The 18,319-nt window shown below is 74.1% G+C and carries 17 protein-coding genes; 10 read left to right on the top strand and 7 right to left on the bottom strand.

Annotated features, from left to right (window positions below; genetic code table 11):
* Positions 1–30: 30 nt before the first annotated feature.
* Complete coding sequence (locus ABD347_RS25580; protein WP_425575764.1) at positions 31–336, bottom strand: hypothetical protein; 306 nt, start codon at positions 334–336, stop codon at positions 31–33.
* A gap of 194 nt (positions 337–530) precedes the next feature.
* On the bottom strand, positions 531–1,325 hold the full coding sequence (locus ABD347_RS25575) for a hypothetical protein (RefSeq protein WP_344365512.1): 795 nt from the start codon (positions 1,323–1,325) through the stop codon (positions 531–533).
* A 193-nt stretch (positions 1,326–1,518) separates the two neighbouring features.
* Between ABD347_RS25575 and ABD347_RS25570 the strand changes: the two genes are divergently transcribed.
* Positions 1,519–2,127 (top strand): transglycosylase family protein, encoded by a 609-nt coding sequence (locus ABD347_RS25570; protein WP_344365511.1) that lies wholly within the window; start codon positions 1,519–1,521, stop codon positions 2,125–2,127.
* On the opposite strand, the gene ABD347_RS25565 is transcribed toward ABD347_RS25570, so the two are convergent.
* Genes ABD347_RS25565 through ABD347_RS25555 form a run of 3 tightly spaced genes read right to left on the bottom strand, consistent with a single transcriptional unit; the run spans position 2,063 to position 5,821 of the window.
* Positions 2,063–2,776, bottom strand: coding sequence for an ATP-binding cassette domain-containing protein (locus ABD347_RS25565; protein ID WP_344365510.1), 714 nt, complete (start codon positions 2,774–2,776; stop codon positions 2,063–2,065). The genes ABD347_RS25570 and ABD347_RS25565 overlap by 65 nt on opposite strands.
* Positions 2,773–5,421: an ABC transporter permease subunit gene (locus ABD347_RS25560; protein ID WP_344365509.1), complete on the bottom strand. Its 2,649-nt coding sequence runs from the start codon at positions 5,419–5,421 to the stop codon at positions 2,773–2,775. The genes ABD347_RS25565 and ABD347_RS25560 overlap by 4 nt, the downstream gene beginning before the upstream one ends.
* 7 nt (positions 5,422–5,428) lie before the next feature.
* Entirely contained in the window at positions 5,429–5,821 is a 393-nt protein-coding gene (locus tag ABD347_RS25555) for a hypothetical protein (protein ID WP_344365508.1), read from the bottom strand.
* Between the two features lie 95 nt (positions 5,822–5,916).
* Here ABD347_RS25555 and ABD347_RS25550 point away from each other — a divergent pair, with 95 nt between their 5' ends.
* The 6 genes from ABD347_RS25550 to ABD347_RS25525 all read left to right on the top strand — a co-directional run bounded on the left by ABD347_RS25550 (position 5,917) and on the right by ABD347_RS25525 (position 11,652).
* Positions 5,917–6,441: an MTB12 C-terminal domain-containing protein gene (locus ABD347_RS25550; protein WP_344365569.1), complete on the top strand. Its 525-nt coding sequence runs from the start codon at positions 5,917–5,919 to the stop codon at positions 6,439–6,441.
* Entirely contained in the window at positions 6,416–7,702 is a 1,287-nt protein-coding gene (locus tag ABD347_RS25545; RefSeq protein ID WP_344365507.1) for an ABC transporter substrate-binding protein, read from the top strand. The genes ABD347_RS25550 and ABD347_RS25545 overlap by 26 nt, the downstream gene beginning before the upstream one ends.
* 226 nt (positions 7,703–7,928) lie before the next feature.
* A complete protein-coding gene (locus tag ABD347_RS25540) occupies positions 7,929–9,212 on the top strand; it encodes a glycosyltransferase family 4 protein (RefSeq protein WP_344365506.1) in 1,284 nt (427 codons plus the stop codon).
* Positions 9,209–9,997: a hypothetical protein gene (locus ABD347_RS25535; protein ID WP_344365505.1), complete on the top strand. Its 789-nt coding sequence runs from the start codon at positions 9,209–9,211 to the stop codon at positions 9,995–9,997. Before ABD347_RS25540 ends, ABD347_RS25535 begins: the two co-directional genes overlap by 4 nt.
* Positions 9,998–10,112: 115 nt before the next feature.
* Entirely contained in the window at positions 10,113–11,120 is a 1,008-nt protein-coding gene (locus ABD347_RS25530; protein ID WP_344365504.1) for a helix-turn-helix transcriptional regulator, read from the top strand.
* Positions 11,121–11,436: 316 nt separating this feature from the next.
* Entirely contained in the window at positions 11,437–11,652 is a 216-nt protein-coding gene (locus ABD347_RS25525; RefSeq protein WP_344365503.1) for an I78 family peptidase inhibitor, read from the top strand.
* A 74-nt stretch (positions 11,653–11,726) separates the two neighbouring features.
* On the opposite strand, the gene ABD347_RS25520 is transcribed toward ABD347_RS25525, so the two are convergent.
* A complete protein-coding gene (locus ABD347_RS25520) occupies positions 11,727–12,704 on the bottom strand; it encodes a phosphatase PAP2 family protein (RefSeq protein ID WP_344365502.1) in 978 nt (325 codons plus the stop codon).
* Between the two features lie 460 nt (positions 12,705–13,164).
* Here ABD347_RS25520 and ABD347_RS25515 point away from each other — a divergent pair, with 460 nt between their 5' ends.
* Entirely contained in the window at positions 13,165–14,853 is a 1,689-nt protein-coding gene (locus tag ABD347_RS25515) for an MFS transporter (protein WP_344365501.1), read from the top strand.
* Positions 14,854–14,982: 129 nt separating this feature from the next.
* Positions 14,983–16,173 (top strand): acyl-CoA dehydrogenase family protein, encoded by a 1,191-nt coding sequence (locus ABD347_RS25510; protein WP_344365500.1) that lies wholly within the window; start codon positions 14,983–14,985, stop codon positions 16,171–16,173.
* A gap of 13 nt (positions 16,174–16,186) precedes the next feature.
* On the opposite strand, the gene ABD347_RS25505 is transcribed toward ABD347_RS25510, so the two are convergent.
* Positions 16,187–16,621: a cell division protein SepF gene (locus ABD347_RS25505; RefSeq protein ID WP_344365498.1), complete on the bottom strand. Its 435-nt coding sequence runs from the start codon at positions 16,619–16,621 to the stop codon at positions 16,187–16,189.
* 288 nt (positions 16,622–16,909) lie between these two features.
* Between ABD347_RS25505 and ABD347_RS25500 the strand changes: the two genes are divergently transcribed.
* A complete protein-coding gene (locus ABD347_RS25500; RefSeq protein WP_344365496.1) occupies positions 16,910–18,199 on the top strand; it encodes a DUF5685 family protein in 1,290 nt (429 codons plus the stop codon).
* Positions 18,200–18,319 lie beyond the last annotated feature (120 nt).

Below are 18,319 nucleotides of genomic sequence, written 5' to 3'. Positions count from 1 at the left end.
CCCCGCCCCCCCCGTCGTGACCGTGGTGCGTCACAGCCCCCTGCGGGGCGCGGGCGGCAGCGCCGCCGGCACATGGTGATGGCCGGTGGCCCGCCGGATCGTCTGGACCGGCTGCCATCCGCCCGTGTAGCCGCCCTGGTGCGTCTGGTACGACCCCGGGCCGCCGCCCGCCCCGAACGACGAACCGAACGAGGAACCGAACGCCTTGAACCCGAGGTCCTCCTCGCCGCTGCGGTCGCCGGGCAGGGTCCTGAACGACCTCAGGTACTCGGAGTACAGCGCGTCGTAGATCGGCGTGGCCGACGGGGCGGACAGTCCGTCCTGCGTGGAACGCATGGCGGGAATCTGCTGGTACGGCTGGCGGGAAGACTCGTATGCGTGCACGTATGAGCCAACGACCTCACCGCCCTTCGGATGCGGTCCCGGGGCGGAAAACGCCGGGCGCGGCACGGTCGGCGCGTGCCCAACCCGTGTGCCGGGGCGTACGGCCGGGTCCTCCACCGCCCGGCCCTCCCCGGCCCTCGAGTGCATCAGGTACCGGCCAGCGGCATCGCCGCCGCGACCAGCCGGCCGTTCGCCGCCGCCTTCTCCAGCGCTTCGCGCAGCAGGTCCTCGCGCGGCTGCTGGCCGATGGAACCGACCGGGGCCGCGAAGACCAGCACCGTGTGCGACTTGTTCGCCGCCGCGCGCCAGCCCTCGGTGACCTGGAGCGGCTGGTGGGCCTGCCACCACGCGACCGGGCTGCCACCGCCCGTGCCCGGCTGGAGGATGGCGTGCAGCTGGCCCATGGCGAGCAGCACCGACCAGCCGGCGATCGGGCCCGGCCTCTGGTTGACGTCACCGACGGGCAGGAAGCCCTGCTCCATCAGCAGCGGCAGGAACTCGTCGCCGTCACCGGCCGAACCGGGACGTGCGATGGGCGCGGTCGGCTCGACGACGAGAGCCGGGTGCAGCTCGTTGTCGATCAGTACGAGACCGCTGGTGACACCCAGGACGGCCTGGTCGCCGGCCGGAGCCGGTGCCGGGGCGGTGGGGGCCGCCTGCGCCTCCGTACCGGTGATCGACCGGACAGCGCCCTGGAGCTGTTCCTCGGCGACCTTGACGACCTGGGAGGGGATGCAGGTGGCGTGGGCGAAGGCGAGGACGGCGGTCTCCTCGCCCACGAACAGGACGGTGCTGGTGCGCTCCTGCTCGGAGTCGCCCTGGGTGCGGCAGGAGGTGCAGTCGTAGCTGCCCGGGGCGTTCTCGCCGGCGAGCAGCCGGTCGGCTTCCTCGTCGCCGATCTCGGCGCGTACGTCCTCGCTGACGTCGAGCATGCGGGGCACGGGTGGCTCCTCGGACTCGTTGCGTGCGAAGCCGGGCGGTTCCCGGCTCGTCTCATGAAGAGTTCAACGGATGACCCGCGGCCGGAGTCACGGGTTGACCCGCGCCTCGGTGCTTCGGCCGTCCGGGTGGGGTTTAGCCGCCGCCCCGCGCGGCGACGGCACCCGGCGCCGCGACCCCCTCTAGCGTGGGCCGATGCCGAAGATCCGCCTGTGGCCGGGAGCGTTGCCCGCCGTTCTGCTGCTCGCGTGGGGGACGACGGACGCGGCCGCCGCGCCGGACGCCCACCCGCCACCGCCCGCCCCCGGGGCGAGGGCCCCGCTCACGTCCGCCGCCGACTGCGCCGGCGACCAGTGGCCTTGGGGCTGCGTCGCGGACTGCGAGAGCGGCGGCCGGTGGAACCTGAACACCGGTAACGGCTACTACGGCGGGCTGCAGTTCAAGCAGTCCACCTGGGAGACGTACGGCGGCCTCGCCCACGCCCGCCGCGCCGACCTGGCGACCCGGCCGCAGCAGATCGCGGTCGCCGAGGAGGTGCTGCGCTGGCACGGGTGGAGCGCCTGGCCCGCCTGCTCCCGGAAGTACGGGCTCTCCGGCCGCGCCCACACCGTCCAGCCGCGCGACACCCTGACCTCCGTGGCGCGGCGCTTCGGGGTGCCGGGTGGGTGGAAGGCGCTGTACAAGGCCAACGGGAAGGTCGTGGGGGCCGATCCGAACCGGATCCGGCCGGGGATGATGCTCACTCTCCCCGGTCTCGCACCCGCCCCGAAGGCGGCTGCGGTTCCCCCGCCGCACGGGAGGTGAACTCGGCCAGCTCACCGCTGAAGGACAGGGTCCCGCGCCGCAGCTCATGGGCGAGCGTCCCGCCGGGCAGACCGGCCGGCGGCCGCTGCTCGGCCACCACGACCGCCGTGCCGTGCCGGTCGCACAGGCCGCACAGCAGACGGTAGGCGCGGCCGGCCACGGCGGGCGCCATGCCGAGGACCGGCTCGTCGACGAGGACGACCCGCGCGGGCGTCAGCAGGGCGCGGGAGAGCGCGAGCATCCGCTGCTCGCCGCCGGAGAGCGTGCCGGCCCGGCGGGGGAGGAGCGGGCGCAGCTCGGGGTAGGCGTCGAGGGCGGGCGTGAGGTCCCGGCCCCGGGCGCCCAGGGCGAGGTTCTCGGCGACCGTGAGCGTGGCGTACAGGGCGCGGCGGTCCGGTACGAAGCACAGGCCGCGGCGTGCCCGGCGGTGGGCGGGCAGCCGCGTCACGTCGGCACCCCGCCACACGACCCGCCCGGCGCTCAGCGGCACCGTTCCGGCGAGGGCGCGCAGCACGGTCGTACGCCCCGACCCGTTGCGGCCCAGGAGCACCGTCACGGTGGCCGGCGGGACCGGGAGGTCGACGCAGTGGAGGGCCTCCAGGGGGCCGTAGCGGACGCGGGCGGCGCGCAGCGAGATCTCGACGCTCATGACACGATCCGCCCCGCTTCCATGACGTGCACGGTGTCCGCGATGTCCGCGACCAGGTCCAGGTCGTGCTCGACGACCAGCACGGCCGTGCCGTCCGCCGAGAGGGCCCTGAGCACACGGGCGAGGGCGGCCGCCTCGGCGGCGTCCAGCCCGGCGGCGGGTTCGTCCAGCAGCAACGTGTGCGGCTGCCCCGCCAGGGCGCGGGCCACCTCGACACGGCGCAGGGCGCCCGTGGACAGCCCGGCGGCGGGCAGGTGACGGACGCCGGTCAGACCGAGGAGGCGCAGGGCGCGCTCGACGGCGTACGGATCGTCGCGCACGCGGCCCTGCTCGCCGCCGACGCGGACGTTCTCCTCGACGGTCAGGGACGGGAACACGGCCAGTTCCTGGAACGTCCGGGCGATGCCGAGCCGGGTGCGGGCGGACGCGGGTCGCGCGGTGATGTCGGCGCCGTCCAGGCGGACCCGGCCGGTGGTGGGGCGGGCGGTGCCGGCCAGGCAGTGGAAAAGGCTGCTCTTGCCTGCGCCGTTGGGCCCGACGAGGGCGGTGACCCTGCCCGGCGCGACGAGGAGGTCGACACGGTCGAGGGCGGTGAACCCGGCGTGGCTGAGGGTGAGGCGCTGGGCCTCCAGCCCATGGGTGGGCGCGGGGGCGGGGGGACGCGGTGGTGCGCCGGCCGCCGTGCGGTGGCGGCGCGCCCGGGCCGCGGCGCGGAGGGGCCAGGTGCTGGTGGTGGTGCCGGTCAGGGCCGGGGGCTCGGGTGGGGGCCCCGCGAGGCGCCGGGGAGCGTCCCCGGCGGTGGCGGCCGGGGCCGGGGCTGCGGGCACGACGGGCGGCCGGCCGTGCGGGGCCTTGCCGCGTGGGGTGCGGGCGGCTCCCGGCAGCAGGGAGGCCAGCGGCGGGACGCGGGCGGTGAAGGCGGCCAGGAGGCCGATCACGGCGGCCGCCGCGCCGCCCCCCGCGCCCGCGTCGAGACCGACCAGCAGGGCCGCGGCGGCCAACGGGGCCAGCAGGCTGTCGGCGCCCAGGACTACGACGGCGGCGAACCACAGCAGGCCGCGCAGCGGGTCGTACGCCGCCGGATCGAAGGCCTGGACGCCCATGCCGAGCAGGCCGCCGCCCAGCGCCGCCAGGGCCGCGCCCGCCACGAAGGCCAGGACCTTCAGGGCGGGGACCCGCACACCCGCCGCCTCCGCTCCCGCCTCGTGGTCGCGCAGCGCGGCCAGCGCCCGGCCCGTACGGCCCCGGCGCAGGGCGCCGACCGCCAGGAGGGCGCACGCCAGCACGGCGAGCTCCACGGCGTAGTACGCGCGGTCCGACGCGAGGCCGGCCGGGCGCGACAGCGACAGCCCCGCCGTCGCGTACGGCTGCGCGAAGACGAACCGGCTCACCGCCACCCCCACCGCCAGCGTCGCCAGCGCCAGCGCCAGGCCGTGGCGGCGGATCGCCGGCCAGCCCGTGAGCAGGCCCAGCGGGGCGACCAGCGCGACGGCCACCGCAAGCGCCGCGGGCTCCGCCAGGCCGGGCAGGCCGGGGAAGCGGCCGGCCGCCAGCAGCGCCGTGAACAGCGCGCCCAGACCGGCGTACGCGGCCTGGCCCAGGGAGATCTGCCCGCCCCGGCCGGTCACCACCACCAGGGAGAGCAGGACGACGGCGAGCGCCGGTACCTGGACCGCCGTCCGCAGGTCGCTCCCGGCGAAACCGAGCGGCAGCAGATACAGCACCCCAGCGGCAACCCACAGCCCCGCCGGGACGCGTGTCCCGGCCGTCGACGTACGCGGCAGGGCGTCCCGCGCCCCCACCCCCGGCAGGACCAGGGCGGCGACCAGCAGGGCGACGACGAACAGGTTCGTGGCGACCGCCTGGACCAGCGGGCCCGCCCAGCCCTCCGGGTGGAAGCGGGTCAGCTGCGCCTGGGCGACCCCGATGACCAGCGCCGTCCCCACCGCCACCGGCAGGCTCCGCATCCGGGCGGCCACCGCCACCACGATCACCTCGACGACCAGCAGCGGAAGCCCGTACGGGTCGAGCCGGACGTACGGCGCCAGCAGCACGCCCGTCAGTCCCGCCGTGAACGACCCGAACGCCCAGCCCGCCGCCGACAGCCGGTCCGCGTCGATCCCGCCCAGCACCGCCAGCTCCCGGTTGTCCACCACCGCCCTCAGCTCGCGCCCCGGCCGCGTCCACCGGGTCACCGCCCCGACCGCGCCGCCCACCAGCAGCACCGTCGCCAACTGCGCCCACGGGTCGTCGCCGAGCAGCACCGGTGCGTCCGCCCGTGCCCCGCCGCCCCACACCAGGGCAGCGCCGCCGACGAGCAGCACGAACACGCCGATCGACGCGACCAGCGTCCTCGCCGGGTCCAGGCCGAGCACCGCCGCCGGCCGGAACACCGCCCGGTCCAGCGCCAGCCCGATGCCGGGCGCCACGACCAGCAGGGTCACGCACGCGGCGAGCGGCAGTGGCCAGCCCCACTCCACCACCAGGTTCCGCAGGATGTACGCGCAGACCATGGCGATCGCGCCGTGCGCGAGGTTCAGTACGCCCGTCGCGCGGTACGTGACGATCAGCCCGATCCCGGTGAGGGCGGCCGCGCTGCCCACCGCGAGCCCGGCCAGGACGAGTTCGTACGTCAGCGAGGACACCGGGGCTTCAGCCCTCCGGCTCGCACACCGGGCACGGGTCCAGCGCCGCGTCCCCGGCCGGCACCGCGTCCGCCTTCCCCGCCACCAGCGGGCAGTCCGGCCGGTGTGCCAGCGTCCCGCCCGGCACCCGCACCGGCGGAGCGTCGGAGGAGGGGCGGTCCGCCCCCGCGGGCTCACGCGCCGCCCCGCCCGCCGCCGCCCGCCGCGTCGGCACCCGGGCCAGCAGCACCGCCCCGGCCACCACCAGGGCGGCGCCCGGCACCGTACAGGACGCCAGGTACGGGATCTGACGCTCCGCGAAACGCTCGCCCGACACCCCGTACCAGCCCAGTACGCACAGCACCGCGCCGGTGGCGGCAGCCACGATTCCGCCCCACCACAGCGCCCGCGATGTCGGCATCCCGAACCCTCCGGCTGGCGATATATGACGATTCCTTGCACTATGCCCAAGAAGGCCCAAGAAGGCACAGACCCCGGAACCCGGCGGTGAGCCAGATGGTCCACAACAGTCCCCGCAAGCACCCCCGTACCCCGGCCCTGGCGGTCGCCGCGGTCCTGGCACTGGTACCGGTCGCCGCCGGCTGCGGCGACGGCGACGGCGGCGAGCCGCAGAGGTCCCCGGCGGCCACCGCGACCGTGACCCAGGGAGAGGACCGGCCCGCCGACCCCGCCGCCGCGCGCGACGAGATCCAGAAGAACTGGACCACCTTCTTCGACCCCGGGACGCCGACCGACCGGAAGGTCGCGGTGCTGGAGAACGGCGACCGGATGCGGCCCGTGCTCCAGGCCTTCTCCGCCAGCCCGCAGGCCGCCCAGACGTCCGTGCAGGTGAAGGACGTCACCTTCACGTCGGCCACCCGGGCCGACGTCACCTACGACCTGCTGGTCGCGGGCAACCCCGCCCTGCCGGACTCCAAGGGCACCGCCGTGCACCAGCAGGACACCTGGAAGGTGTCCCAGAAGACGCTGTGCGCCCTGGTCAGGCTCAGCCCCGATGCCTCGGCCGTACCGGGCTGCTGAATCCGTCCTGCTGGCAGCCCTCCTCGTCCTGAGCGCCGCCTGCGGCAGCCGCCTCCCCGAGAGCGCCTTCGCGTCGCGGCCCCCCGCCGTGACGAGCGACGGGGAGCCCATCCGCGTCGGCGTCATCACCGGCGCCACCAGCCCCGTCGGCGGCGGTGCCCTCACCGGCCCCCGCGACGGCGCGCTGGCGTTCTTCGAGGTTCTCAACGCCCGGGGCGGCATCGACGGGCGCCGCGTGGAGGTCACCACCTGCGACGACGGTGGCAGCGGCATCGGCAACACCGCGTGCGTGCGGGAACTCGTCGACGACAAGCGCGTCCTCGCCCTGGTCGCCACCACCGCCCTGGACTACGCGGGCGCCGCGCGTGTGTCCCGCGCGGGCGTCCCCGACATCGGAGGCCAGCCGCTCGGCCCCGCCTACGACACGTACCCGCACCTGTACGGCATCTACGGCAGCTCCGCCCCGCGCACCGGGGACGAGCCCGGCTGGAACGGCGTCCTCGCCGGCGGCACCGAGGTGTACCGCTGGTTCAAGCGCGAGCACGGCGTCCGCACGGCGGCCGTCGTCGCCTACAACCAGGCCGCGTCCGCGGCCTACGCCCGGCTGGTCACCAAGGGCCTGGAAGCGGAGGGGTACCGGGTCGTCACCGAACAGGTCGACTTCGCCCTCCCCAACTACCGCGCCGTCGCCGCCGACCTCCGCGAACAGGGCGTCGACATCGTCTTCGACGCCCTGGACACCCACGGCAACGCCCGGCTGTGCGAGGCGATGGACGCCGTCGGCGTGACCGTCACCGCCAAGGTCACCAACGTCCAGAACTGGAACCAGGACGTCCCGCGCGACTTCGAGGACGCCCCGCGCTGCCGCAACGCCCTGTGGGTGACCGGCGCCAGCCGCAACCACGACGACACGGCACACCCGGCCGTACGGGAGTTCCGGCGGGCCATGAAGGACAAGCCGCTCTCCCAGTGGGCGCTGGAGGGCTGGGCGGCCGCCATGTGGTTCACGGACGCCGCCGAGTCCTGTACGGAGACGGGACTCACGCGCGCGTGCCTCGAACGGTTCGTCAACCGCGCCGAGCCCTACACCGCCCGTGGCCTCCTGCTGCCCGTGCGCTTCGAACGGCTCCCCGAACCCCCGAAGACCCGTCACACCTGCCTGTCCGTGGCCCGCTGGCAGGACGGGCGGGGCTGGGTCACCCAGGGCGGCGACATGTACGACAACTGCGCCACCGTGCCCCAGCTGCCCTACCGGCCCTGACCGCCCCCGCGGCCGGAAGCCAAGTACAGTCGCCCTTTGAGACCGACCAGAGACCGACCAGAGACCGACCAGAGACCGACCAGAGACCGACCAGAGACCGACCAGAGACCGACCAGAGACCGACCAGAGACCGACCAGAGACCGACCAGAGACCGACCAGAGACCGACCAGAGACCATCGGACGGGCCCATCGGACCCGTCCGGACCAGGGGGACGCGGCGACGCGATGCACATCTCTTTCCTGCTGCACAACGCCTACGGCATCGGCGGCACGATCCGCACGACGTTCAACCTCGCCCGGGAACTGGCCGAGCGGCACGAGGTCGAGATCGTGTCCGTCTTCCGCCACCGCGAGGAACCGACCCTCGGCGCCCCCGCCGGCGTGACCATGAGGCACCTGGTCGACCTGCGCAAGAACAGCCCCGCCTACGACGGCGCGCACCCCGACTACAAGAAGCCCGCCAAGGTCTTCCCGCGCGGCGACGGCCGCTGGAAGCAGTACAGCCGCCTCACCGACGACCGGATCGCCGCCCACCTGAAGACCCTTCAGGCGGACGTCGTCGTCGGCACCCGCCCCGGCCTCAACGTCCACATCGCCCGCCAGGCCCGCCGCGGGCCGGTCCGCGTCGGCCAGGAACACCTGACGCTGGACAGCCACGGCTACCGGCTGCGCCGTGAGATCGGCCACCGCTACGCCCTCCTCGACGCGATCACCACCGTCACCGAGGCCGACGCGCGCTCGTACCGCACCAGGCTGAAGCTGCCCGGCGTACGCATCGAGTCCGTGCCCAACAGCGTGCCCGCCCCGGCCGTCGAGCCCGCCGACTCCACCGCCAAGTGGGTCGTGGCGGCCGGCCGGCTCACCCGCGTCAAGCGCTACGACCTGCTCGTCGAGGCCTTCGCGAAGGTGGTCGCCGCCCGCCCCGACTGGCGGCTGCGGATCTACGGCTCCGGTGACGCGACCGGCAACGAGAGAAACGCGCTGCGCACCCTGATCGAGGCGCGCGGCCTGCACAACCACGTCTTCCTCATGGGTACGGCGAACCCGCTGGAGCCCGAGTGGGTCAAGGGCTCCATCGCCGCCGTGACCTCGCGCCTCGAATCCTTCGGCATGACGATCGTCGAGGCGATGCGCTGCGGACTGCCGGTGGTCTCCACCGACTGCCCGCACGGGCCCGGCGAGATCATCGAGGACGGCGTCGACGGACGGCTGGTGCCGGTGGGCGACGTGGACGCGATCGCCGACGCGCTGCTCGGACTCATCCAGGACGACGAGCTCAGGCGCCGCACCGGGCAGGCCGCGCTCGCGGCGTCGCAGCGCTTCGACCCGGTCCGGATCGCCGAGCGCCACGAGGCGCTGTTCACCGGGCTCGTCGCGCAGGGGGCGAACGGCCGCTCGCGCGGCCGGGTCCGGGACGGGCTGCACCGCACGCGCGGGGCGGTCCTGGACGCCGCCTACTCCGTGCGGTACAAGGCCGCCGACGCGCTCCGGAAGGGAAAGCCCGCATGAGCGACGCCACCGACCCGGCCCTCGCACCCGCGCCGCCTCGCGCGGACTGCGTCGCGGACTCCGCCGGGGGCGTCACCTTCGACATAGCGGTCGTCGACGCTGCCGAGCCGGTCCTGGTACTGCGCCGGCGCGGCGGTTCCGGCGGCCCGGCGGACGAGGCCCGGCTGCCGCTCACCCCCGCGGGCGAGGGGCACATGCGGGCGGTGCTGCCCGGCACGGTGCAACTCGCCGAGGGCCGTTGGGACATGTACCTCGACGGGCGGGCGGTCCAGCCGGGCATCCGCGACCTGCGGGCGCTCGTCGACCGGGTCCCCGACGGGAGTGACGGGGTCTGCGTCCGTGTCCCGTACCCCACGGCGGACGGCCGGCTCGCCGTGCGCAGCTGGGTGCGGCGGCCGCACGCCGAGGCGGGTGACATCGTCCTCGGCGACGGTGCCTGCACGGTCGAGGGGACGCTGTACGGGGTACGGGCCGAGCCCGGCGCGATGGCCGAGGCGCGGCTGGGCGGGACGGTCCACCGGGTGCCGGCCGACGGTGCGGAGGGGGCGTTCACCTTCACCGTCCCCTACGACGCGCTCGCCGAGCCGCCGCTCGCGGCCGAGCAGCTGTGGCAGCTGTGGCTGCGGCCCGGCGCGGGCGCGGAGCCGGTGCGGATCTCCCGCGTCCTGGACGACGTCTGGGACCGCAAGAACGTCTTCGTCTACCCCGTGCACCAGGGGGAGGGGTACAAGGCGGCGCCCTGCTACACGACCGACAACGACCTCTGCGTACGGCTCACCGCGTGATCGACGGCGACACCGAGGACGTCATCGAGGACGTCATCGAGGGCGTCGTCGAGCGTGCCGCCGGGGTCCCGGTCGAGGACGGTCGCTGTCCTCGACCGGTGGCAGACTCGCCCCCATGTTGGAGACCTCGGCACGATTGCTGCGCCTGCTGTCCCTGCTCCAGGCGCACCGCGAATGGTCCGGCGCCGACCTCGCCGAGCGGCTGGGCGTCACGCCCCGCACCGTACGGCGCGACGTCGACCGGCTGCGCGAGCTCGGCTACCCCGTCAACGCCAGCCCCGGCACGGGTGGCGGGTACCAGCTCGGCGCGGGCGCCGCGCTGCCGCCGCTGCTGCTGGACGACGACGAGGCCGTCGCGGTTGCCGTCGGGCTGCGTACCGCGGCGGGCAGCGGCATCGATGGCGTGGGGGAGACGTCGGTGGGCGCGCTGGCCAAGCTGGAGCAGGTGCTGCCCGACCGGCTGCGGCGCCGGGTCAGCGCGCTGACCACCTTCACGGTGCCCGTGCTGCGCACGGCGGAGTCCCCGGTGGACCCGTCGGTGCTCACCGAGCTCGCGGCGGCCTGCCGGGACAGCGAGCGGCTGCGCTTCGAGTACCGCGACCACGGCGGCTCGGCCACCCGCCGTACGGTCGAGCCGCACCGCCTGGTGTGCACCGAGCGCCGCTGGTACCTGGTCGCCTGGGACGTGGACCGCTCCGGCTGGCGGACGTTCCGGGCGGACCGGATCCTCCCCAGGCCGCCGCACGGGCCGCGTTTCCCGCCCCGTACGCCGCCGGCGGAGGACCTGGCGGCGTACGTCTCCGAGGGCGTGGCCAGGAGGGTGTACGCGGCGCAGGCCGTCGTCCGGCTCCACGTCCCGGTCACCGAGGCCGCGCGGGTCGTCGGCCCGATGGACGGTGTCCTGGAGGCGGAGGGGGAGTCGACGTGCCTGCTGCGCACAGGCGCGACCGGCCTCGACGTCCTGGTGATCCACGTCGCGCTCATGGGGCTGGAGTTCGAGGTGATCGAGCCGCGTGCCGTGGAGGACCACGTCCGGGTGGTTCGCGACCGTCTCTCGCGGGCGCTGGACCGGTCCGCCCGGCCCGCGGACGGCGGACGGACGACATGTCGGCCTGGTGGGTGAATTCCATGGCGACTTCGTGAAGGTGTCATGCCGCAGCGATTATCGTGACGATATGCCGAAGCGTTTTTCCGAAGCCATGGAAATGCGTTACTACGGCGGCTCGTGAACAGGTTCTCAGCGCTCCACGGGGTGTCGGCAATTCCACCGCCGACACCCCGTGGAGCGCCGCCGGAGCCCCTCCGGGGCGAAGAGGGCCTTACTGAACACATGTCGCGCTCCTGTGACACAAGCGTGACCCCCGGGGTACGTGAGGATGGTGGGGCGATGTGTCCCGCCCGGCTTCCGTCGCTGTGCGCCGCACCTTACGGTGAAGGGCATGGCACCGATTCCGAGCTCTCCCGCACAGCCCGACGACAGCCCCGAGTCATACGTCGGCCTCGACGAGACCGAGGCGGAACGACGCGCCCGCTCCCGGGGCTGGACCACCGTACGGTCGCTCCCGCCCGGCTCGATCATCACTCTGGAATTCGTGGCGGGCCGGATCAACTTCGAGGTCGACGACTCCACCGTCACGCGCTGCTGGGTCGGCTGACCCCCCGCGCCCGCACGTGCGGAGGGCCCCGGCTTCCGCAGCCGGGGCCCTCCGCACGTACCGCACCGTCTTCCTCAGCCGCCCGTCACGGGCCGTGAGCGCGGCGGCCGGCAACTGCCCGCCGGGGTGACGGGCGCCCGCTCCGAACGCACCGCCGCGTGCGGACGAGGCTGGGTGAGCGTGGCCCTGACCGAGGGACGGGCGACACCGCTCGTCGAGGAGACCGCCTCGCGCACCGGTTCGTCGTCCGCGCCGACCGGCCGCGGGTACATGACCGGCCGCGGCCCGCCCGCCGCGACGGGCAGCGACGGTACCAGGCGGCGGCTCGCCCGCAGCTTCTCCCGCACCTCGAAGATCATCGCCTCGGCGCGGGCGATGAGCGGCTCGCACCAGGGCAGTCCTAGCAGGATCAGCAGGCCGGCGGCCCAGCCGAGCAGCACATCGCTCAGCCAGTGCGTACCGAGGTAGACGGTGGTCAGACCGACGCCCAGCGCGACCACGGCGGACAGGGCCGACAGATGGCGTCTGGCCCGGGGGGTGGTGGCGAGGTACGCCAGGATGCCCCAGGTCACCACCGCGTTGGCGGTGTGGCCGGAAGGAAATATATCGCCGCCGGCGAACATCTCGGCCGAGCCGATCCGCGTCGCGTAGTGGGGGCCGAGCCGGCCCAGACCGAGCTTGACCGCTCCCACCGTGACGTTCAGCAGCAGCAGCGCGGCGCCCAGCGCCAGCAGCGGGCGGAGCGTGTGCTGCCGCCAGGAGCGCCAGCCGAGCCAGGCCGCCACCATCACGGCCGTCGGGCCGCGCTGGCCCAGCACCACGAAGTAGTCCAGCGTCGCGTGCAGCTCCGGCCACTGCTGATACGGCCGGAAGAGCATGACCTTCCAGTCGAGGGTCACCAGCCACGACGAGACGAGCACGGCCACCACGATGGCGAGGTAGAACGCCGACGTCCCGCCGAAGAGGGCGAGACGGGTGCGGCTCATCCGCGGGATCTCAATCTTCGGCGGTTCCGGCTCCCGGTCCAGACGGGCAAAGATGTCGGTACGCACCCAATCGACGTTACAGGGAGTGAGTGTCGGCCCACGCCGATCCGCTCCTTTCGTGATGACGATGTGATGTGGAGTGTGTCTCAGCGAGATGTTTATTCCGCGCTTATCCATAAACCTCGGCGGCCCCGAACCCTATTGACGCAGGGCATCCGGGGGATGTGTGTTTCCCTGCCCCGGGAAATGACCGAAAGTGCCCCCCGGCCGGAATTCCCCCTCCCATGCCGCACACCGCCGCCTCCGGCACCCGGTCCGCCGCGGCCCCCGGGCCGGACCGGAGTGGTGTACGCCACACCTGTCGCGCCCGCCCCATGAGAGATGGGCCACGCGTCACCGGCCCCGACTCGCGTACGCTGACGGCTCACTCGCCCGTCGATGCCGGGCCGCCCCGGAAGTCGTCCCCTCTCCGGCCGGTGCCCACCGAGCGCGAGGGATACGTCTGTGGTCAGTGGGAGGTACGTATATGTCCGTGACGACCACGGCCGGCGCACGGCTGCGTGCCACCGGCGGCGGTGCCAACCGCTGGGTCGTCCTCTTCGTCCTCTGCGTCAGCCTGCTGCTGGTCGCGCTCGACGCCACCGTCCTCCATGTCGCCGTACCCGCGGTCACCGAGGACCTGCGCCCCAGCTCCACGGCGCTGCTGTGGATCGTCGACGCCTACCCCCTGGTCTGCGCCTCGTTGCTGATCCTCTTCGGCACGCTCGGCGACCGGGTCGGGCGCCGCCGCGTCCTGCTCGCCGGATACGGGCTGTTCGGCGTGGCCTCCGCCGTCGCGGCCTTCGCCGACACCCCCGCCGTACTGATCGCCGCCCGCGCGCTGCTCGGCGTCGGCGGCGCCATGATCATGCCCGCCACCCTGTCGATACTCCGCGCGGTCTTCCCCGACCGGCGTGAACGGGCCACGGCGATCGGCGTCTGGACGGCCGTCGCGGCCGCCGGCGCCGCGACCGGACCGGTCCTCGGCGGATTCCTGGTACAGCACTTCTGGTGGGGCTCGGTCTTCCTCATAAACATCCCCCTGATGGCACTGATCCTGCCCCTCGGCCGCTGGCTGCTCCCCGAGTCCAAGGGCAGCGGCAGCGGTCCGTGGGACGTACTGGGAGCCCTGATGGCGGCGGCCGGTGTGCTGGGCGTGGTCCTCGGCGTCAAGCGGGCCGGTGCCGGAGACTCCCTCCTCAGCGTGGAGACGGCGGCACCGCTGCTGCTCGGCGCGGTCCTGCTGGTCCTCTTCGTACGGCGGCAGAAGCGCCGCGCGCACCCGCTGGTCGACACGCGGTTGTTCGCCCGGGCGGCGTTCACCACCTCGGTGGGCTGCATCGTCCTCGCCATGCTCGCGCTGGTCGGTCTCGAACTGATCGCCGTCCAGTACCTCCAGCTCGTCCTGGCACTGACCCCGCTCGAGACGGGGCTGCGGCTGCTGCCGCTCACCTTCGCCGCCATGGCCGCCGGAGCCACCGGCTCCTACACGCTGCGGCGCGTCGGCCCGCGCCGGATGGTGGGCTGGGGATTCGTCCTGACCGCCGCCGCCGTCCTGCTGCTCGTCCTGATGGGACAGCACGACCGGCCCCTGCTGCTCACCACCGGGTTCGTGCTCCTCGGCTTCGGGCTCCAGACCACGCTGTTCGGGGCGTACGAGTCGATGCTCAGCGAGGCCCCGGCGCAGAGCGCGGGCGGTGCCGCCGCGATCGGTGAGACCTCCTACCAGCTCGGCGCCGGAATGGGCATCGCGCTGCTCGGCAGTGTCATGAACGCCGCGTACGCGCCCGGCCTCGCGCACGTGCCGGGCGTCCCCGCACCCGCCGGTGCCGCCGCCGCCAATTCGCTGGGCGAGGCCTATCAGGTCGCGGCCCAGCTCGGCGGCCCGGCGGGCGAGGCACTGCGCACGGCCGCGCGGCACGCGTTCGTGCACGGCCTGCACGTCACGCTGGTCGTCAGCGCGGGACTGCTGCTGCTCGGCGCGCTGATGGCGCTGCGGCTGCCGCGCGTGATGGATTGCCGGCCGGACATCGACGCCCGGCTGGGCGCTGCGGACGCCTGGCCGGATCCCAAGGACGCCGCAGGTCCGGGCGGTGCGCCGGTGACCCGGGTGCCCGCGCGGCGGCAGCCGGCGGAACCGGCCGGGTCGGGGCGCACGGCCCGCCGCGGGACGTAGGGCGGACTGCCGGTGCGGCGCCCGCCGCCGGGTCTGGACGCACGGCACTCGGCGTCGTAACGTCGGCCGCGCAGCGTGACTAACACCGCTAGTTTTAGTGCCGCCCCGTGTCGCTCGGAGGTCCCGTCCATGTCCGCACCCGCGAAGCTCCCGCCGTTCGACGCCGGCGACCCCCTCGGTATCGACGACCTGCTCGCCCCCGAGGACCTCGCCATCCGCGACACCGTCCGCGCCTGGGCGGCCGACCGGGTCCTGCCGCACATCGCCGAGTGGTACGAGAAGGGCGAGCTGCCCGGCATCCGGGAGCTGGCCCGTGAGCTCGGCTCGATCGGCGCACTCGGCATGCCGCTGGAGGGTTACGGCTGCGCGGGCGCGACGGCCGTCCAGTACGGGCTGGCCTGCCTGGAGCTTGAGGCCGCTGACTCCGGCATCCGCTCGCTGGTCTCCGTGCAGGGCTCGCTCGCCATGTACGCGATCCACCGGTTCGGCTCCGAGGAGCAGAAGCAGCGCTGGCTGCCGTCGATGGCGGCGGGCGAGACCATCGGCTGCTTCGGCCTGACCGAGCCCGACCACGGCTCCGACCCGGCCGGTATGCGGACCTACGCCAAGAAGGACGGCACCGACTGGGTCCTCAACGGACGCAAGATGTGGATCACCAACGGCTCGGTGGCCGGGGTCGCGGTCGTATGGGCGCAGACCGACGACGGCATCCGCGGCTTCGCCGTGCCGGCCGGCAGCCCCGGCTTCTCCGCACCCGAGATCACCCACAAGTGGTCGCTGCGCGCCAGCGTCACCAGTGAACTCGTCCTGGACGACGTACGGCTGCCGGCCGACGCCGTGCTGCCCGGCGTCACCGGCCTGAAGGGCCCGCTCAGCTGCCTGAGCCACGCCCGCTACGGGATCGTCTGGGGTGCCATGGGCGCCGCGCGTTCCTCGTTCGAGGCGGCACTGGAGTACGCGAGGACGCGCGAACAGTTCGGCAAGCCCATCGGCGGCTTCCAGCTCACCCAGGCGAAGCTCGCCGACATGGCGCTGGAGCTGCACAAGGGCATCCTGCTCGCCCACCACCTCGGGCGGCGGCTCGACGCCGGGAAGCTCCGCCCCGAGCAGGTCAGCTTCGGCAAGCTCAACAACGTCCGGGAGGCCATCGAGATCTGCCGCACCTCGCGGACGATCCTCGGTGCCAACGGGATCTCGCTGGAGTACCCCGTCATGCGGCACGCCACCAACCTGGAGTCGGTGCTCACCTACGAGGGCACCGTGGAGATGCACCAGCTCGTCCTGGGCAAGGCGCTCACCGGCCTCGACGCGTTCCGGTGAGCCGCCTCGCCCGCTAGCTCTGGTTGAAGAAACCGTCCTGGGTGTGAGGCCCGGGCTCCCCGTTGACGATCTGGGTGTCCGCGGGCGTCAGCAGGAAGACCCGGGTCGCCACGCGCTCGATCGAGCCGCGCAGCCCGAAGGTCAGGCCGGCCGCGAAGTCGACCACGCGCTTGGCGTCGGCGGGCTCCATGGACGTGAGGTTCATGATGACCGGGACGCCGTCCCGGAAGAGCTCGCCGATGCTGCGGGCGTCCCGGAACCCGTCGGGGGAGACCGTGGCGATCCGGCGGCCCTCCTCCTGGGCGGTCTCGGAGACGACGCGGACCCGCGGGTCGGTCACCCAGGAGTCGCTGGAGCGGTCACCCTCGGCGTACTCGTCGTCGTAGTAGCGCTCGTCGTTGTCCTCGACGAGACCGAGCCATGCACTCGCCTTGCGCACCGATCCCATGGACGCCTCCTTTCACGCGGTCACTTGTGGTTCCGCTATCCCTATCGTCGTCCATCATGCGGATCGCGCGCCAAGTGGACAGTCACCGCGCGAGCGATTCGTGACGGTACTGGTGCAGAGGATGTGGCGATTCGTCAAGGTTGTACGGCCGCAAGGGCCGTGAGAAGGGGCCCGCGCAACTCAAATATGACATTCGGGCCGTACGGGTGAGCGTGCGGACGTACGGGTGAACGAAACGGCTCGGTACGATGCCCGCCGCGTACCACGCACAACTCACGGGGGAGCATCATGTTCGGGATCGTCAGGCCGTGCGCACACCGGCTCAGCGACGGGCTGAGAGCGGAGTGGAAGGCCCATCTGTGCGGGCTCTGCCTGGCACTTCGGGCCGACCACGGGCAGTTCGCCCGGGTCGCCACCAACTACGACGGCCTCATCGTCTCGGTCCTGACGGAGGCTCAGAGCGAGCGCGCACCCGGATCGCGGCGTACGGCGGGGCCCTGCCCGCTGCGTGCCATGCGCACGGCTCCCGTCGCCGGCGGAGAGGGGCCGCGGCTCGCGGCGGCCGTCTCCCTGGTGCTGGCGTCGGCGAAGATACGGGACCATGTCGCCGACCGGGACGGCCTGCTGGCGCGCCGTCCGATGGCCGCCGCCGCACGCCGGCTGGCCCTCGGCTGGGACCGGGCGGGCGCCAGGACCGGGCGCGAACTGGGCCTCGACACGGCCGTCCTGGTCGACGCGGTGGACCGGCAGAGCGGGATCGAGGCGCTGGCGGGCGTCGGCACACCCCTGCTGACGGTGACCGAGCCGACCGAGACGGCCACCGCCGCCGCCTTCGCGCACACCGCCGTGCTGGCCGGCAAGCCGGGGAACGTGGCACCGCTGGCGGAGGCGGGCCGGCTGTTCGGGCGGCTGGCGCACCTGCTGGACGCGGTGGAGGACCGGGAGGCCGACGCCGCCTCCGGTGCCTGGAACCCGCTCACCGCGACGGGGACCTCGCTCGCCGAGGCGCGCCGGCTCGCGGACGACGCGCTGCACGGGATACGGCTCGCCCTGCGGGACGCGGAATTCGTGGACGACACGCTGCTGCACGTGCTGCTCGCGCACGAGCTGCGGCAGTCGGTGGACCGGGCGTTCGGCACGGCGACCTGCTCGCACCAGGGGTACGGCGGCGGTGCCCCCCACCGGGGTGCCCCCCATCAGGCCCCCCACCCCGGCGGCCCCCACCAGGCCCCCGGGCAGGGCCCGTACGGGCCGTCGAACCCCTACGGCGGGCAGCCGGGAGGGCCGCAGGGCCCGGGTCACCCCGGCGGGTACGGCGGCTCCGGTGGGTACGGCGGTTCCGGCGGCGGGATGCCGCCAGGCTTCGGCGGACCCGGCGGCGGCGAGCCGTCCCGGCCCACGCCCCGGGGCTTCCTGGCCGGCTGCGCGGCCTTCACCTGGCTCTTCTGCACCTGCCGGATCTGCTGCGCCAAGGAGTACGAGGGCCCCTGGTCCCGCAAGAAGCGCGAGGGCTGCTGCCGCGACTGCGACTGCGGCCCCGGCGGCTGCGACTGCTGCTGCCCCTGTGACGGCTGCTGACGGACCGTAAGACGGCCCGTCCGGGTGGCGGCCCCCGAACCGGGCCGGACCGGACCGGAGCGGCCTCTCCCCGAGCGGGCCCGGAGCGGACCGGCAGTGCCGGCACGCACGGCGCACCGC

The sequence above is a fragment of the Streptomyces gobitricini genome (assembly GCF_039532985.1).
In the GTDB taxonomy this organism is placed as follows: Bacteria; Actinomycetota; Actinomycetes; order Streptomycetales; family Streptomycetaceae; genus Streptomyces; species Streptomyces gobitricini.
Note: the sequence above shows the minus strand (reverse complement) of the source record. Positions and strands in the feature narration are given on the sequence as shown.

Bases quoted from the DNA above. Each gene is read 5' to 3' on its own strand.
- ABD347_RS25580 (WP_425575764.1), bottom strand. From the start codon at position 336: ATGCGTTCCACGCAGGACGGACTGTCCGCCCCGTCGGCCACGCCGATC.
- ABD347_RS25570 (WP_344365511.1), top strand. From the start codon at position 1,519: ATGCCGAAGATCCGCCTGTGGCCGGGAGCGTTGCCCGCCGTTCTGCTG.
- ABD347_RS25565 (WP_344365510.1), bottom strand. From the start codon at position 2,776: ATGAGCGTCGAGATCTCGCTGCGCGCCGCCCGCGTCCGCTACGGCCCC.
- ABD347_RS25555 (WP_344365508.1), bottom strand. From the start codon at position 5,821: ATGCCGACATCGCGGGCGCTGTGGTGGGGCGGAATCGTGGCTGCCGCC.
- ABD347_RS25550 (WP_344365569.1), top strand. From the start codon at position 5,917: ATGGTCCACAACAGTCCCCGCAAGCACCCCCGTACCCCGGCCCTGGCG.
- ABD347_RS25545 (WP_344365507.1), top strand. From the start codon at position 6,416: ATGCCTCGGCCGTACCGGGCTGCTGAATCCGTCCTGCTGGCAGCCCTC.
- ABD347_RS25540 (WP_344365506.1), top strand. From the start codon at position 7,929: ATGCACATCTCTTTCCTGCTGCACAACGCCTACGGCATCGGCGGCACG.
- ABD347_RS25535 (WP_344365505.1), top strand. From the start codon at position 9,209: ATGAGCGACGCCACCGACCCGGCCCTCGCACCCGCGCCGCCTCGCGCG.
- ABD347_RS25530 (WP_344365504.1), top strand. From the start codon at position 10,113: ATGTTGGAGACCTCGGCACGATTGCTGCGCCTGCTGTCCCTGCTCCAG.
- ABD347_RS25525 (WP_344365503.1), top strand. From the start codon at position 11,437: ATGGCACCGATTCCGAGCTCTCCCGCACAGCCCGACGACAGCCCCGAG.
- ABD347_RS25515 (WP_344365501.1), top strand. From the start codon at position 13,165: ATGTCCGTGACGACCACGGCCGGCGCACGGCTGCGTGCCACCGGCGGC.
- ABD347_RS25510 (WP_344365500.1), top strand. From the start codon at position 14,983: ATGTCCGCACCCGCGAAGCTCCCGCCGTTCGACGCCGGCGACCCCCTC.
- ABD347_RS25505 (WP_344365498.1), bottom strand. From the start codon at position 16,621: ATGGGATCGGTGCGCAAGGCGAGTGCATGGCTCGGTCTCGTCGAGGAC.
- ABD347_RS25500 (WP_344365496.1), top strand. From the start codon at position 16,910: ATGTTCGGGATCGTCAGGCCGTGCGCACACCGGCTCAGCGACGGGCTG.